Genomic DNA, 15,726 nt, shown 5'->3' with positions numbered 1-15,726 from the left:
GGGATTCGAAGGCGTTCAGAGCAGTCGGGAACCGTCGGCCCGGAGCTGCCACTTACCACGGGTGTCGGGGCCCCGGAGCGTCACTGATCTCCCACGCGAATACGATGCCTTCGCCGGCGTATGGGCCGCGCCATGCTTGGAAATTCGCCCGAGCCATCCCACCTACCACAAGGTTTCGAGTGTGAAGGATTCCATTACAGAAGGCCAGTAGCGGCTCGATGGTCAGGCTCCCATCGTTGAGTGCTACGACCTTCTCGATTTCGCGGATGGTGGCCACATCGGCCGGGTGGAGCCGCCTGGCAACAGCGCAGCTCGCGGCGTCGTAGTTGAACGAGTAGCCAAGCACGGCGCGCCTACGACCGAGACCTTGATCCCGAAGGCGAACGACGTCATGCAGGAGCCCCCTGTCCTTAAGATAGGGCGACAGCATCTTCGCGACGACATAGTCGTTTCGCTTGCCGTTGTTCCCGATCAATTCCGGCTTCTTAACCTCAATTGCCCACTCAGGCGCTCCGCCAAGTGAGTCCGTGGTAAACGCGTGATCACACTCCGCGCCCTGCAGTCCGGGGTAGGCATACGGCACGGCGTGCATGTTCGGCGGCGGCGTGAACTCTTGCGGGTAGGTCAGCGCCCACCAGTCGTCGACGGCGGCGACTGCCTCCCGCTCGCCGAGCGACTTGACCGAAACCGGATAGGCGGCGCCGGTCCTCTGGTTGAACTTCTGCACCGCGGTGCTGGCGTCGACCGCCGCCAGTCCCTCGGCGTACCGATCCACGATCGTCTGCAGTTCCACATCGCCCTCGCTGTCTTCTTCGTGCCGGCGCACAAGTTCGTCGTGATCCTTATCGTCATCGGCGGAGTCACGCGTTAGCCCGGCCGCGACCTCATTGATGCCGCTCGAGTGCCCGTGTCACCCGTCCGTGAGTCACCCGCGAGCTCTACGTCAGGTCGTGCTGGAATTCGTGAGATGAGCCCTCAAGTAGCCGACGACCACCTCGCCAGCGGCGCCAGACGTGTCGTCGAGGAATTAGAGACGTGGCGCCACGCCACGGCCTCCAGAGTAAACGCCACATCCTCGACGAATAGCGCCTGCCACGACGGGTCGACTTCCACCGGCATCGGCAAGCCTCGTTTGAACCGCATCCGCGGGGACTTCAGCACAGTTTCGGACGCCCGGACGCGGCTTGGGCCGCCGTGTAAACGGCGTGTCCACGCTCGATAGTTGGGCACGGAAGGTGGCAATTTCGTCGCGCCTTGGGCGGATCGCGGTGCAACCGCACCGTTGCCAACGTGCCCCTCCGCACTTGCGTATTGAGCGTGAGCCCACCGAGGGCTCGACCCGCAGCCGCATTCTGGTCAGGCAGCAGATGCGCGTACGTCTCCGTCGTCGTCGTGATCGACTCATGGCCCAGTGGGTGCTGCAGCAGGAAGAGATCCGTCCCCGCCGGGATCATCCCAGGACGCATGCGTGTTCCGAAGGCCGTGCACGCGTGGCCGCCTCGTGAGCCGCGGAGCGTCCGGGCCGGGCGTGCCATCGGCGCCAAGCGGTCGAGTTGCGGCATCCAGCGGAGTCCACATTGCAGTCCGCAAACGCGATTAGCAAATCTGTTGACCGACGGTGTTCGTGAAAAGCAATGTGTCCGGAGCCTTTTCCTACACCCAGCAGCAACACTCGAACATCTCGTGAGGGCGTGAACCGTCCGCCGTGCACGCTTGGTCGTGGGCGGCCTTCACCTACCGACGTCGATCGCCGTCCGCGCTTCCAAGCCTTCGTGACGCGCAGAGTCGGCGGACTGGCAAGTAGGTCGAGGTCACCGGGGGTTCAGTGCGGTAGTGCGAACTCGCCTCGAGTTCGCACTGTCATCTCGCCCTGCGTCAGCTGCGGCTTGGGGAGTTGGACGCCGACCAAAGGGTTGTCCGTTTCCGTTACCCAAGCCGGGCACCCTTCGACATAGAGGCAGAGAAAAGACAGTGAATGTTCGCGACCTTCTTGAGCACCACGCGGCTGTCGCTCATCGAGCGAATCCACCCACAACGTGGCGGTAGAAAATCATGGCAGCCGAATACAAGCCGAGCGTCGGCGTGATGCGCCCGCGAGCTGCTGGCGGTAGTGGGGCCGTGTCCGCGTCGCGCCACACCGCGAACGACCGCGTCCCGTCGGCCCTACCCGCTCCCGAGTGGAGGCCATGGACACGAAAATAGCCCCCCGCGTCAACGAGAGGCTACTTCCGGTCAACAGGACCTAGCGTTTCCGCAGGTCAGAACGGTGGAGGTGGCGGGAATCGAACCCGCGTCCGGTGACGCAGTACCAGGGATTCTCCGGGTGCAGCCTGCTGTGATTTTCTCGGCCCCCACGGTCACACAGGCAAGCCGTGGACGGGCTCAGTCAGCTAAAAGTCCCGGCAACCCCACTGACGAGGATTACCAGCAGTGGCTCTCTAGATGACGCTGGTTACTGAGTCGAGAGCGTACTCAGGCCAACGGACTTCGGGACTCGCTCAGGCGGCGAGGGCGAAGTCGGTGCGGTTTGTATTGGCACCTATTGGTTTGCACGGAGCGTTGACGAGATAACCGTGCGTCCTCGACCCGCTTCTCCTGGTTCGACGATCACCGTCGAAACCGATCACCCCCATGTTCAGTTTTCAAGCACCGGTCGAGCCGAAGCGCAGCCAGCGCGACCAGCGTACCTCTCAACGGCAGGCTGGTCGTGCTCATTCCCTCAGTCGGCAGGTCCGGCGATCAGGGTGACTGAGGTCGACGTGGAGGCGCCGGTGGCGGCAACGGTCCAGGTCAGGGTCACGGTGTCGCCGGGTGCATGGGCGTCCAGGAGCGCGGAGAGCGCGGACGACGACGTGACGGCGACCCCGTCGACCGCCGTGATGACGTCGCCGGCGACCAGGCCGGAGGACGCGGCGGGCGTGCCCTCCAGGACGCCGGCGACGACGGCACCGGAGCCGGAGCCCAGGGAGATGCCGAGGAACGCCGGGTACCCGATCGTCACGGTGTCGGAGGCGACGCCGGTCTGGATCTGGTGCGCGATGACGAGGGCGTCCTCGATGTCGATGGCGTAGGCGATCGTGTCGACGGTGCCGCTCGACGCGGCGGTCGTCATGCCGATCACCTCCCCCTCATCGTCGTAGACCGGGCCGCCGGAGTCCCCGCCCACGACGGCGGCGGAGAACTGGATGAGCCCGTCGAGGGTCTCGGGCGAGGAGCCGTTGGACGAGGCCGTCATCGTCTGGTCCAGGGCGGTCACGCTGCCGAGCGCGGCGAGCAGGTCTCCCCCGCCCTCGGCGTTGCCGACCGCCGTCACCGCGTCGCCGACCGCCACGCCGTTGTCGTCGTCCAGCGCGACCGTCGTCAGGCCAGACGCGTCCTGGAGCTGCAGCACCGCGACGTCCGACGACGCGTCCGTGCCGACGACCACCGCGGTGTACGTCTCACCGGTCGACTCGACGGTCACCTCGATCGACGTCGAGCCCTCGATGACGTGGTTGTTGGTGAGCACCAGACCGTCCGACGTCAGCACCATGCCCGTGCCCGCCGCGGACGCGTCCTGGTAGCCGAGGACGGTGGTGATGGTGACGACTCCGACCTGCTGGTCGGCGGTCGCGGCGGTGGCTGGCGACTGGTCGGACTCGGACGTCGGGCCACCAAAGCTCCGATGGTCGATCGTCGGCGGCGCGTAGGCCGCACCCTCGACGGTCGACGTCGACGCCGTGTCGGTGTCCGACGACGCCAGCGCCGCCGCGATCAGTCCGCCGCTCACGCCGCCCGCCAGGAGGCCGAGGGCGAGCGCGCCGCCGGCTGCGCCGAGCGCCACGCCGCGACGGACGACCGGCCTCGGCGCCACGGTGACACGACTCGACGCCGTGGAGACCGATGCGTCCGGTAACTCAGAAACTCGCTGCTCGTCCATCACAAGAACCTCCCCGCCGGCCCCCGGGTGGCGCCGTCAAGGAAGAGACAACCGTCACCACCCGGGAGGTCGCTGGAGTGGACCCATGCGCGACCTGTGGAGCGGTCAGCTGGTGGCGAGCACGTCCTTCAGCGAGTACGACACCGGCTCCTCCAGCTGCTCGAACGTGCACGACTCCGGGGAACGGTCCGGGCGCCACCGGCGGAACTGCGCGGTGTGCCGGAACCGCACGCCCTCCATGTGGTCGTAGGCGACCTCGACGACGAGCGACGGCTCCAGCGGGACGAACGACAGGTCCTTCCCCGCGGACCAGCGGCTCCCCGCGGCCTCACGAGGCGTGCGGGCAGCAGCCGAGTAGTCCCAGGGGTGCCCCTCCAGAGGCACGACCAAGGGTGCGAGCTCGGTCACGAGCTCCCGCCGGCGGGCCATCGGGAACGAGGCCGCGACGCCGACGGACGCCAGGACGCCGTCGGCGTTGTACAGCCCGAGCAGCAGCGACCCGACAGCGTCGTCACTGGACTTGTGCGGCCGGTACCCGGCGACCACGCAGTCAGCCGTCCGCTCGTGCTTGACCTTCTGCATGGTCCGCTTGCCGGGCTCGTACAGACCGTCCGGGTCCTTGGCGACGATCCCGTCGAGTCCCGCGCCCTCGAACTGGGAGAACCAGCGCTCGGCGACGGCCATGTCGTCGGTCTGCGCCGTGATGGACACCGGCCCGCCGGGCTTCACGAGAGACGACAGCACCGCACGCCGCTCGGAGAACGGCCGGCCGGTCAGGTCGTCGTCCCCCAGCGCCAGCACGTCGAAGAGCACGAGGAGCGCGGGTGTCTCGACGGACAGCAGCCTCACCCGCGACTCCGCCGGGTGGACGCGCTGCAGCAGCGCCTCGAAGTCGAGACCGCCGTGCGACGACGACGGCACGATGATCTCGCCGTCGACGACGCAGCGCTCCGGGAGGTACGACAGCACCGCCTCGACGACCTCCGGGAAGTACCGCTGCATCGGCTTGGTGTTCCGCGAGCCGATCTCCACGGAGTCCCCGTCGCGGAAGATGATCGCCCGGAACCCGTCCCACTTCGGCTCGTAGAGCTTGCCCTTCGGGATGGAGGCCGCCGACTTGGAGAGCATGGGGTCCACGGGCGGCATCACCGGCAGCGTCATGAGGGCCAGTGTGCCCGAGGCGGGTGGTGCGCGGCCCCCCGAAACTCGGTCGACACCGATGGACCGGTCGCTAGCATCCGTCGTCGGGGACCAACCACGTGCGGTCCAGCGGTAGGGGGACGAGATGACACCCGCTCACGATGCGGTGGAGAGCGGGGACCTACCGCGACTGCGTGACCTGCTGGACGACGGCGTGGACATCGACGAGGTCGACGGCGGACTCACGCTGTTGCAGCACGCGATCGACGTCGAGGTCGATCAGCACGTCCAGAGCGGGGAGCCGTTGCTCGTCGACATCACCGCGTACCTCCTCGCGCGCGGTGCCGACCCAGGTGATGGCGCCGGGTCGGCACGCCACATGGCGTTGCTGCGCGGGCACTGGCTGGCGGCCGCTCTGATCGACGCGCAGGTGGCAGAGCGGTTGACTCCGGCGGGTCCCGGACCCGTGGCACGTCGACCACAGGTGGACCTGCGTGCGTTTGCGGACGAGCGCCTGTTCCTCGGCGACAGCGCGCACCCTGATCCCCGTCCGTTCCTGGGGATCGCGGCCTCGGGCGCGATGTTCGCGAGCATCATGGCCTTCCTCTCTCCTCCGTTCGTCGAGCATCGCGGGGGCGTGTTTCTCGGGTTCGCGTTCGACCTCGCCGTCGTGGACGACTGGTTCGGACGCTTGGCTGCCGTCGCGGACGTCGAGCGGGTCGTGAACCACGTCCACGTGTGGGACCTCCTGCCGAGTGGTGCGTTCACCGAGGAGGAGGCCCGCGGCCTGGTGGAGCCGATCGCGTCGTTCTGGCAGATCGCTCTGCGGGATGCATACCCGGACCGGGAGTTCGTCGTGCGGACCGACGTCGACGGCTCGTACGGGCCGGAGCTGACGTTCTTCCAGGGGCCGGCGTGACGCAGATCCTCGCGTTCATCGCGGCGCACATGGGCTACCTCTGGGCAACGGCGCGCTACCGGATCACCGACTCGCAGGTGACGAGGTCGAACGGCGGCGACGCCTTCCTCGTCATGGAGTCGACGGACCTCCGCCTGCGGTTCGTGCAGGACCGGATGCAGCTGTCGCTGGAGCTGCAGTCGACTCTCGACGCCGCGCACGAGTGGTACTCCATCGACCTGGTCCGACGGCTGTTCCTCGGTGAGCCCGAGTCGTCGTCGCTGCTCGACGCGTCCTACGCGCGGTTCGTCGGCGAGCACCTCGACGAGCTCGACGAGCGCTTCGGTCCGCAGCGATGGCTCACGACGCAGGGCGAGCTTCAGCAGATCAGGGCGCAGCGCTCGAAGGAGCTGTGGGGATGATGCCGAGGACTGCACGGAAGGGCGAGTGACCATGGGCAGGAACCACGGCAAGAGCCGGCCCCGTCGTGAGGATCCGATCCACTACCTCGCATCCACCTACTTCCACCAGGACTACGACCTCGAGGCGCGCGAGCCGCTCGGGGTCGTCCGCAACTTCGTCGGCGCGGCGGACGAGGAGACCATCAGCGCCCTGCGGAGGGAGACCGTCCACCTCCTGGCGGACACGGAAGACGAGGAAGTCCTGGTGCTCCGCTGGAGCAAGGCGTCCTACGACCCGCGCGACGACGGGATCTCGATGCGCGAGTGGTTCGAGTCGGTCGTCAGCGTCCTGGACGGCCGCCGGTAGGCGAACCGCCTACCAGCCCCCGCCGCCACCGCCGCCGACGCCCCCTCCGGAGAACCCGCCGCCGCTGAACCCGGACCCGCCCGACGAGCCGGGCGTGGGTGCGGAGATCGACTCGGTGGCCACGGTCGCGAACCGGTCGAGCGACGACGCGAACGCGGTCGCCCAGTAGATGTTCGCTCCGGGGTAGTACCCACCGACGTACCAGGAGGGCTGCTCGAACGCCCGGCCCTGCGCGGCGAGCTCGGAGAACACGCGCGCCCAGCGGTCGGCCAGCCCGAAGACGATCGCGTAGGGCAGGTACCGGCTGAAGATGTCCTGACCTTCCTCGAACCGCAGCTGGTTCGCCTCGGCGGTGGCCAGGTAGCGGCGGAAGCCGAGGGACTGCGCCAGCACGGCGGTGCCGTCCGCGGTGCGGGCGGGGGCGGCGTTGCCCATGATCGTGACGACGATGCCGACGACGAGCAGGGCGATCGGCACGAGCGCGATGCCGGTGACGGACGCCCCGGCGGCGAACGCGAGGAACGTCAGGATGGCGCCGAGGACGGCGATCACGATGCCGGTCACGTGCCAGGCGTCGCGGACCTTCTTCGGGTTGGCGCGGAACCAACCGGACGCGGTGACGTGGTCGTAGAGGCCTTCCTGCACCTTGGCCATCGAGGCGGCGAACGTGGTCTTCAGGTCGGAGAGCTTGACGGTGGTCGAGGTGGCGAAGATCGACGAGAGCAGCGTGTCCTCGAAGGGCAGGAGCGAGCCGTCGCGATCGCGAAGCTGCACCAGGGTCCAGTCCTTGGCCTTCTTCTTCGGGTTGGACCGCGGCACCTCCTCGATGCGCAGCCAGCCGCGCACGGCGAGGTCGACGAGCGTGGCGGTGACGTCGACGGGGTCGGCCTTCTCGTCGACGAGCGTGCCCACCTCGCCCGGTCGCACGCCCTCGGGCGGCTGGAACTGCACGGAGACGGCGCCGCGCTTGTCGCGGAACCCGACCGTGGCGCCGCCGGGCTGGTTGTCGGCGGGGCGCAGGCCGGGCGTCAGGCCGAGGTAGGCCTTGTCGCGGCCGACGCGGCGCAGGCGGACGAACGCGAAGATGCCGCCGCCGAGGAGCACCAGGAGCGCGACGCCACCGAAGACCGAGACCGGTCGGACGGGCGCCAGCGGGTCGGGCTTGTCGACGAGGATCGGCTCGACGCCGGGGAACGTGCCCCCGGGCCAGCCGGTGACGGTGGAGAACTGGTCGCCCATCGGGACGAGGTCCTGCGTGAACGACGAGGACGTGCCGGCGAACGACGACGAGGTGCACGGCGTGGTCGAGCCGTACGGACCGGCGAAGCAGACCGCACCCTCGACCGCTGCGGGGCCGTCGACGGTGACCGAGAGGTCGCCCAGCGGGATCTCCCAGCCGGCGCCGATGACGTTCCAGTACAGCTCGTCGCCGGAGTGCTGCTCGTTCGCGGGGTTCAGCAGACCGTCGGCCGTGTACTCGACCGTGTACGACTGCACGCCGGAGACGTCGTCGATGTCCTCGTCGCCGATGCGCAGGATCAGCGCGGACCCGTCGTCCTCCTGGTTCACCTGCGCAGGGGCATCGGTCGACGACGACGCAGTGATGTCGGTGTACCGGAACGCCCGATCCAGGGAGTCGTCGTACGACACCCTCGTCGGCAAGGTCAGGTACGGGCCGTGCCCGGGGTCGTCGCCGAAGTCAAAGTCGAAGTCGAGCGTGACCCGCATGGTGCCGTCCTCGGCCAGCGCGGCCGTGACGTCGTACCGCGTGATCTCCCGACCGCTCGACTGGTCGGGGGCAGCAGCCGTCAGCGCGACGACCAGACCCAACGCCAGCAGGAGTGCGCGCACAGCCCTCACAGGTCGCGCTTCTCGCGGATGGCGCGGGTGGCCTCCATGTTGTCCTGCCGCTCGCGCAGGGCCTGCCGCTTGTCCCACTCGCGCTTGCCTCGAGCCAGCGCGATCTCGACCTTGGCCCGCCCGTCCAGGAAGTACAGGGACAGCGGGATGATCGTCTGCCCCTTCTCCCGCGTCTTCGACTCCAGGCGGTCGATCTCCGTGCGGTGCAGCAGCAGCTTGCGCTTGCGGCGGGGCGCGTGGTTGGTCCAGGTGCCCTGCGAGTACTCGGGGATGTGCACGCCCTCGAGCCACAGCTCGTGGTTGGTCACCTCGCACCAGCCGTCGACGAGCGACGCCCGGCCCATGCGCAGCGCCTTGACCTCCGTGCCGCGCAGCACGAGGCCGGCCTCGAACACGTCCTCGATGACGTAGTCGTGCCGCGCCTTGCGGTTCGAAGCGACGACCTTGCGCCCGACGTCCTTGGCCACGGTGGTCGAACCTCGTTCCCTTGTGATCAGACAGTGCGGGTCGAGACTACCGTCCGAGCGCCAGCCGAAATCAGAGGCCGAGCAGCGGCCGGGGGTTCGTCGTCGACCCGTTCAGGTAGACCTCGAAGTGCAGGTGGCAGGCCGCCGACGTACCGGTGTTGCCGGACCGCCCGATGAGCTGCCCCCGCTCGACCTGCTGGCCGGAGCTCACCGCGAAGCTGGTCAGGTGGTTGTAGCTGGCGGACACGGCGTTGCCGTTGACGAACCCGCTGTCGATCATCACCTGGTTGCCGAACCCGAAGCGGGACTTGGCCCACGTGACTATGCCCGAGCGCCCCGCGTAGATCGGGGTGTTGCAGTAGGTGCGCAGGTCGATGCCGGCGTGCAGCCGCACGTAGTGCAGCGTCGGGTGCATCCGCATGCCGTACTCGGACGTCACGTAGATCGGGTCGATGCTGGTCGGGTTGCCGAACAGCGCGCCGCCGCCGATCGGTCCGGGCGCCGGCTGCGGCTTGTTGGCGGCGGCGTCGCGGGCCCGCTGGGCGTCGATCGCCGCCTGGAGCTCGTTGCGGATGGCGGCCGCCTCGGCGTCGGCCTGGGCCAGCTGCGCCTCGAGGGACGTCTTCGTGGCGTCGAGGGCGACCTGCTGCTGCTTCTGCTGGGCCAGCAGGTCGTCGAGGGCCTGCTTCGCGGCGGTCGCGGCCGCCTTCGCGGCGTCGGCCTCGACCACCTTCTGGTCGGCCGCGGCCTTCAGCTCGGCGATCTTCTCCTTGACCGCGACGAGCCGGGCCTCCGCGTTGCGGTTGGCCGACTCGGCGGCCTTGAGGTCGTCGAGGAGCTGCGCCTGCGTGCGCAGCGCCGTGGCCATGAGGCCGTACCGTTGCACGAAGTCGTCGGTGCTCTCCGCGTCGAGGATGACGTCCACGCTCGACACGCCACCGCCGCCCTTGTACGCCTCGCGGGCCATCTGGCCGATCGCGGCGCGCATCTGCTGGGCGTTCTCGGTGTCCTGCGCGATGGTCGTCGTGATCGTCGCCTGCTGCTCCTCGGCGTCGACCAGCCGCGCCGCGATGATCGCGGCCTCGCGCTGCGCCTTCTCCAGCGCCGCCTTCGCGGCGTCGAGCGTCGCCTGCGCGCCGGGGATCTTGGCCTGCGTGTCCGACAGCTGCACGGCGAGCGCCTGGATCTCGGCGCTCACGCCCTCCATCGCCGCCTCGGTCTGCTCGCGCGCCTTGGCGATCGCCTCCTGCTGCGCCTCGGCGGCGTTGCGGCGGTCGTCGATCTCGTCGGCGGCGGCGGGGCCGGCGATCACGCCGGTGACCAGCAGGACGAGGACCGCGCACCAGGCGGAGAGGCGGGAACGGGTCACGGTCACACCTTGGTGTAACGGCTGAGGGTGACCAGCGAGGAGATCGCCGCGAGCAGGATGGCGACCCCGATGAGCACGGGCGCGATCGTGAGCACGTCGGAGGTGCTCACGTAGGGGATCCAGCCCGCGGACTCCCCCAGCCAGTCGTCGACGAGGTACGTGACACCCACCCACAGCCCGCCGACCGCGAGCAGGGCGCCGATCGTCGCGGCGATCGCCCCCTCGAGCATGAACGGCAGCTGGATGAACACCGTCGATGCCCCGACGAGGCGCATGATCCCGGTCTCGCGCTTGCGGCTCAGGGCGGACAGCCGGATGGTCGTCGTGATCAGCAGGACGGCCGCCAGCAGCATCACCAGGGCCAGCCCGCCGGCCAGCAGCGTCGCGTTGTTCAGCACCGAGAAGAGCCGGTCGAACAGCCGCTGCTGGTCCTTGACCTCCTCGACGCCGGCCCGGCCAGAGATGACCTCGGAGACCACCGAGTACTTCTCCGGGTCGGTGAGCTTGATGCGGTACGAGGAGTTCATGTCGTCGACGGTCGCCGCCGACGCCCAGAACTGGTCCTTGAACTGCTTCTGGAACGCGTCGTACGCCTGCTCCTTGGTCTCCGTGTAGACCTTCTCGACGAACGGCTTCACCTCGGGCGACGCGAGCGCCGCCTGGATGTCGGCCTTCTGGTCGTCGGTGACCTCACCGCTCGCGCACGTCGGCGCCGTGGAGTTCTGCGGGCACAGGAAGACGGAGACCTCGACCTTGTCGTACCAGTCGTCCTTCATCTTGCCGATCTGCGTCTGCAGCAGCGCGGCCGCGCCGACGAAGGTGAGCGACACGAAGGTCACGAGGATGACGGAGATGGTCATCGACAGGTTGCGACGAAGACCCAGACCGATCTCGGACAGGATGAACTGGAGGCGCATCAGCGGTCCGATCCGTACACACCGCGCGACTGGTCACGGACCATCGACCCGGTGGACAGCTCGATGACGCGCTTGCGCATCTGGTCGACGATCTCGTCGTCGTGCGTCGCCATGACGACGGTGGTGCCGGTGCGGTTGATCCGGTCGAGCAGGCGCATGATCCCCAGGGACGTCGTCGGGTCCAGGTTTCCCGTGGGCTCGTCGCACAGCAGGATGTTCGGCCGGTTGACGAACGCGCGCGCGATGGCGACGCGCTGCTGCTCACCGCCGGACAGCTCGTGCGGGCGACGCTTCTCCTTGCCGGCCAGACCGACCATCTCGAGCGTGTCCGGCACCGTCGTGAGGATGTGGTGCCGCGGCTTGCCGATGACCTGCAGCGCGAACGCCACGTTCTCGAACACCGTCTTGTTGGGCAGCAGGCGGAAGTCCTGGAACACCGCGCCGATGTGGCGGCGCAGCGTCGGCACCTTCCACGACGACAGCGTGCCCAGCTCCTTGCCGGCGACGAACACCCGGCCCGCCGACGCGCGCTCCTCGCGCAGCACGAGGCGCAGGAAGGTGGACTTGCCGGAGCCGGAGGCGCCGACGAGGAACACGAACTCGCCCCGCTCGACGTCCAGGGACACGCGGTCCAGCGCTGGCCGGGCGCCGCGCGCGTAGACCTTGGTGACGTTCTCGAATCTGATCACGATGCTCGCGGTGGCCAGGTTCGGGGACGGGGTACTGCGCTGGCCTCGTCGAGCGTAGGCAGCGGCTCCGTCCCGGGGCGTCGATGACACGCCGACGGTTGCCTGTGAGAACGTCCCGAGCGGGTGATTGGTGCAGAATGTCGGGCCGTCAGGCGCCGGACAGCATCTGCTGCTCGGGATCGGAACGCCCCTCGAGGGTGCCCGCCGGGTCCTCCAGCACGTCCGCGAACGCCACCTCGGCGGCCCCGACCAGCTGCGCGTCCGGCCCCAGGTCCGAGCGCACCAGCAGCGCCTGCTCGCGGACCGGCCCCAGCGCGCGGGAGTACGCCGAGGCGAGCGTGGGCTCCATCGTCGGGTAGAGCGCGCCGAGCGTCCCGCCCAGCACGACCACCCGCGGGTTGAACAGGTTGACCAGGCTGGCGAGCCCGAGGCCCACCCACTCCCCCGTCTTGCGCACCCCCGCGATGCTGCGGCGGTTGCCGATCGCGACGTCGCTGATGACGTCCTCGATGTCGGACTCGCGCGGGTCCCGGCCGACCGCCCGGATGATCGCGGCGTCGCCGATCTCCGCCTCCCAGCACCCGCGTGCCCCGCACGAGCACACCCGACCGCCGGGCTTCACGACGATGTGCCCGACCTCGCCCGCATAGCCGCCGGCGCCCTTCAGCAGCTCGCCGTCGACGACGACCCCGCCGCCGACGCCGACCTCGCCGCGCACGTACAGCACGTCCTGCTGGCCCTGCGCGGCGCCGCGCAGGTACTCGGCGACGACCCCGAGGTCACCGTCGTTGCCGACGGCGATCGGGTACTCGTGGCCGGTGGCGTCGCGCAGCAGCTCCGCGAACGGCACCTCGTGCCAGCCCAGCGGGGGCGAGCGCCGGACCAGCCCGTCCGGCTGCCGCACGCTGCCCGGCACCGAGACCACGAGCCCCAGGCACACGGACCCCGGCACCGACTTGGCCTGCATCTCCCGGGCCAGCGTCGCGATGAGGTCGACGACCGCCGGGACGTCGTGCGGCGACGCGCTGTGCAGCCTCCGTCGGACCTGCAGCAGGTACCCGCCCAGACCCACCCGCGCCGCGCCGACGCTCGACGGCGTCACGTCGAACGCCAGCACGTGCACGCTCGTGCTCACCGGCTCGACCACGTTGGACGGTCGCCCCTTGCCGGAGAACACGCCGGGTCGCTCACGCACGAGCCCGAGCTTGACCAGCTCGGACGTGAGCGACCCGACGGTCGACCGGTTGAAGCCCGTGGACGCGACGAGGTCCGACCGCGTCGCAGGCCCGTGGAAGTGCAGCAGACGCAGGACCGCCGACAGGTTGGCCCGTCGCACGTCGTCCTGCGCAGCCGCGTCGGCTCGCCGGACCGGCGGACCAGCGCCGAGCCGCACCAGCAGCCTCCCTCAGGTCGTCTAGCCGCGTCCCGTCGCTCTCGCCCTCCGACGGGAGATCGCGTCGACGGCCGCAGCGGCCGCCAGCACCGCGCCGGTGACAACGTACTTGATGCCCGCGGAGTACCCGAGCAGGGCCATGCCGTTGTCGATGACGGCGATCACCGCGCCGCCGATCAACGCGTCGACGATCCGGCCCTTGCCACCGAACAGCGAGGTCCCGCCGATGACGGCCGCCCCCACCGCGTAGAGCAGGACGTTGGAGCCGCCGGCGTTCGGGTCCACGGACGTCGCGCGCGACGCCGCCAGGATGCCCGCGATGGCCGCCATGAAGGAGCAGATGGTGAAGCACGCCATCTTCACGGCCTTGACGTTGATGCCGGCGCGACGCGTGGCCTCGGCGTTGCCGCCGACCGCGTAGATGTGCCGGCCGAACGCCGTGCGGGTCAGGACGAAGCCGAGGATCAGCGCCAGCGTCACGATCAGCGGCACCACGATCGGCACCCCGATGATCGACGTGCGCAACGGGTTGAGGCTGCGCTCCTGGTTGAGGATCGCGACCATGCCGATCACCACGAGGCTGAGGGCGACGATCTTGACGACGACCATGCCGAGCGGCGCGGCGACCAGACCACGCCGACGGCGCAGCTGCCACGTCCGCAGGCTGGAGCCCGCGTAGGCCAGGACCGCCACGATCGCCATCGCCCAGCCCAGCAGCGGCGGCACGTTCTTGTTCTGCAGCGCGACGATCACCGGGTCCGTGATCGAGATGTTGCCGCCCGCGCCGATGATGAGCAGGACGACGCCCTGGAACGCCAGGAACGCCGCGAGCGTCGTGACGAACGACGGGATGCCGACGCGGGCCACCAGCGTGCCGATGAGCAGGCCGATCACGATGCCGGTGGCCAGGGCCGCAGCGAGCGCGAGGTACCAGGGCCAGCCGTACGCCGTCAGGCCGGTGGCCAGGATCGCTCCGCAGACCCCGGACGCGAAGCCGGCGGACAGGTCGATCTCGCCGAGCAGCAGGACGAAGACGAGGCCCATCGCGATGGTCACGACGACCGCACCCTGCTGGAACAGGTTGGCGATGTTCAGCGTCGACGGGAACGTCTCGGGCTTCATGACGACGAACGCCAGGATCAGCACCGCGAGCGCGAGAATCGCCGGCAGCGAGCCCATGTCGCCGCCGCGGACCTTGCGGACGTAGTTGCCGATGGCCTCGCCGAACGTGGGCTGCTCGACCGAGCCGGCCAGCAGCGACGGCGCCGTGGGCGCCTCGGGAACCGTGGACGTGCTCATGCTGAGGTGCTCCCGTTCGTCGTCGTCGTCGCGTCGCTCGTCGTCGCGGTGGCGCTGGCCACCCGGGTCGCCCGTTCCGGGGCGTCCGGGGAGGGCCGCGGCGCGACGGCCCCGGCGGGCATCCCCGCGGAGCCGCTCGTGATCAGCTCGATGACCTCCATGCGCGACGTGTCCTTGGTGCGGATCTGCGCCGCCGTCTGGCCCAGGTAGAGGACGTTGATGGAGTCCGCGACCTCGAAGACGTCGTTCATGTTGTGCGAGACCAGCACCACGGCCAGGCCGGCGTCCGCGAGCCGGCGGACCAGCTGCAGCACCTGCTCGGTCTGCGCGACGCCCAGGGCGGCCGTCGGCTCGTCGAGGATGACCAGCTTGGAGTTCCACAGCACGGCACGCGCGATCGCGACCGTCTGGCGCTGGCCGCCGGACAGGCTGGCGACGTGCTGCCGGATGGACCGCACGGTCCGCACCGACAGGCTCGCCAGCACCTCGGCGGCGCGCGTCTCCATCGCGGACTCGTCGAGCCGGAAGCCCTTCTTCAGCTCCCGGCCCAGGAACATGTTGTGGACGATGTCGAGGTTGTCGCACAGCGCGAGGTCCTGGTACACGACCTCGATGCCGAGCTCGTTCGCGTCCGCGGGCGACGAGATGTGCGTCGTCTGCCCCTCGAACAGGACGTCACCGGCGTCGAACGGGTAGATGCCCGCGACGCACTTGATCATCGTCGACTTGCCGGCGCCGTTGTCGCCGACGAGGGCCGTGACCTCACCGGCCCGGGCCACCAGGTCCACGCCGCGCAGCGCGTGCACCGCGCCGAAGTTCTTCCGACCGCCCCGGACCTCGAGGGTCGGTGGCGGTGCCAGGTCGGGTGCTTGAGTCATCGTCCACCTCGTGGGTCTGTCGGTTCACCCCGCGTCGTCGCGGGTCTGTGCAGGTACTGCGGGACTTCTCGGGCGCTCCGTCTCCGGACGCCAGCCGGGGCCGGCCGCTCGCGCGGACCGGCCCCGCCT

General features: G+C 69.4%; 14 protein-coding genes and 1 other RNA gene. 3 read left to right on the top strand and 12 right to left on the bottom strand.

Annotation, left to right across the window (positions count from 1 at the left end; genetic code table 11):
* Window positions 1-52: 52 nt before the first annotated feature.
* The 4 genes from CXY01_RS17010 to CXY01_RS16995 form a co-directional block, all read right to left on the bottom strand.
* On the bottom strand, window positions 53-793 hold the full coding sequence (locus CXY01_RS17010) for a hypothetical protein (RefSeq protein ID WP_146929643.1): 741 nt from the start codon (window positions 791-793) through the stop codon (window positions 53-55).
* A 1,471-nt stretch (window positions 794-2,264) separates the two neighbouring features.
* Window positions 2,265-2,631, bottom strand: a transfer-messenger RNA (tmRNA) gene (ssrA, locus tag CXY01_RS17005).
* Window positions 2,632-2,719: 88 nt separating this feature from the next.
* Entirely contained in the window at window positions 2,720-3,853 is a 1,134-nt protein-coding gene (locus tag CXY01_RS17000; protein WP_246125444.1) for a S1C family serine protease, read from the bottom strand.
* A 171-nt stretch (window positions 3,854-4,024) separates the two neighbouring features.
* On the bottom strand, window positions 4,025-5,080 hold the full coding sequence (locus CXY01_RS16995) for an ATP-dependent DNA ligase (RefSeq protein WP_186813441.1): 1,056 nt from the start codon (window positions 5,078-5,080) through the stop codon (window positions 4,025-4,027).
* Window positions 5,081-5,204: 124 nt separating this feature from the next.
* Here CXY01_RS16995 and CXY01_RS16990 point away from each other — a divergent pair, with 124 nt between their 5' ends.
* From CXY01_RS16990 to CXY01_RS16980, 3 genes are read left to right on the top strand one after another with little or no spacing between them, the layout of a single operon-like run.
* A complete protein-coding gene (locus CXY01_RS16990) occupies window positions 5,205-5,978 on the top strand; it encodes an ankyrin repeat domain-containing protein (RefSeq protein WP_146929634.1) in 774 nt (257 codons plus the stop codon).
* The gene (locus CXY01_RS16985) at window positions 5,975-6,379 is read left to right on the top strand and encodes a hypothetical protein (RefSeq protein ID WP_146929631.1); all 405 of its coding nucleotides are present in this window, start codon (window positions 5,975-5,977) and stop codon (window positions 6,377-6,379) included. Before CXY01_RS16990 ends, CXY01_RS16985 begins: the two co-directional genes overlap by 4 nt.
* A 31-nt stretch (window positions 6,380-6,410) precedes the next feature.
* The gene (locus CXY01_RS16980) at window positions 6,411-6,725 is read left to right on the top strand and encodes a contact-dependent growth inhibition system immunity protein (protein ID WP_146929628.1); all 315 of its coding nucleotides are present in this window, start codon (window positions 6,411-6,413) and stop codon (window positions 6,723-6,725) included.
* A 9-nt stretch (window positions 6,726-6,734) separates the two neighbouring features.
* Here the strand turns inward: CXY01_RS16980 and CXY01_RS16975 are convergent, their stop codons facing one another.
* From CXY01_RS16975 to CXY01_RS16940, 8 genes are all read right to left on the bottom strand, one after another.
* Window positions 6,735-8,585, bottom strand: a complete 1,851-nt coding sequence (locus tag CXY01_RS16975; protein ID WP_246125442.1) for a DUF2207 domain-containing protein — start codon at window positions 8,583-8,585, stop codon at window positions 6,735-6,737.
* Window positions 8,582-9,052 (bottom strand): SsrA-binding protein SmpB, encoded by a 471-nt coding sequence (gene smpB, locus CXY01_RS16970; protein ID WP_146929622.1) that lies wholly within the window; start codon window positions 9,050-9,052, stop codon window positions 8,582-8,584. The genes CXY01_RS16975 and smpB overlap by 4 nt, the downstream gene beginning before the upstream one ends.
* Before the next feature lie 70 nt (window positions 9,053-9,122).
* Entirely contained in the window at window positions 9,123-10,421 is a 1,299-nt protein-coding gene (locus CXY01_RS16965; protein WP_146929619.1) for a peptidoglycan DD-metalloendopeptidase family protein, read from the bottom strand.
* A 2-nt stretch (window positions 10,422-10,423) separates the two neighbouring features.
* The gene (gene ftsX / locus CXY01_RS16960) at window positions 10,424-11,338 is read right to left on the bottom strand and encodes a permease-like cell division protein FtsX (protein ID WP_146929616.1); all 915 of its coding nucleotides are present in this window, start codon (window positions 11,336-11,338) and stop codon (window positions 10,424-10,426) included.
* A complete protein-coding gene (gene ftsE, locus CXY01_RS16955; RefSeq protein ID WP_146929613.1) occupies window positions 11,338-12,027 on the bottom strand; it encodes a cell division ATP-binding protein FtsE in 690 nt (229 codons plus the stop codon). The genes ftsX and ftsE overlap by 1 nt, the downstream gene beginning before the upstream one ends.
* A 148-nt stretch (window positions 12,028-12,175) precedes the next feature.
* Complete coding sequence (locus tag CXY01_RS16950) at window positions 12,176-13,420, bottom strand: ROK family transcriptional regulator (RefSeq protein WP_186813440.1); 1,245 nt, start codon at window positions 13,418-13,420, stop codon at window positions 12,176-12,178.
* A 21-nt stretch (window positions 13,421-13,441) separates the two neighbouring features.
* Window positions 13,442-14,719 (bottom strand): sugar ABC transporter permease, encoded by a 1,278-nt coding sequence (locus CXY01_RS16945; protein ID WP_146929606.1) that lies wholly within the window; start codon window positions 14,717-14,719, stop codon window positions 13,442-13,444.
* A complete protein-coding gene (locus CXY01_RS16940) occupies window positions 14,716-15,597 on the bottom strand; it encodes an ATP-binding cassette domain-containing protein (RefSeq protein WP_146929603.1) in 882 nt (293 codons plus the stop codon). The genes CXY01_RS16945 and CXY01_RS16940 overlap by 4 nt, the downstream gene beginning before the upstream one ends.
* Window positions 15,598-15,726: the final 129 nt, after the last annotated feature.

The organism is Cellulomonas xylanilytica, from assembly GCF_007989805.1.
Classification (GTDB): domain Bacteria; phylum Actinomycetota; class Actinomycetes; order Actinomycetales; family Cellulomonadaceae; genus Cellulomonas; species Cellulomonas xylanilytica.
Note: the sequence above shows the minus strand (reverse complement) of the source record. Positions and strands in the feature narration are given on the sequence as shown.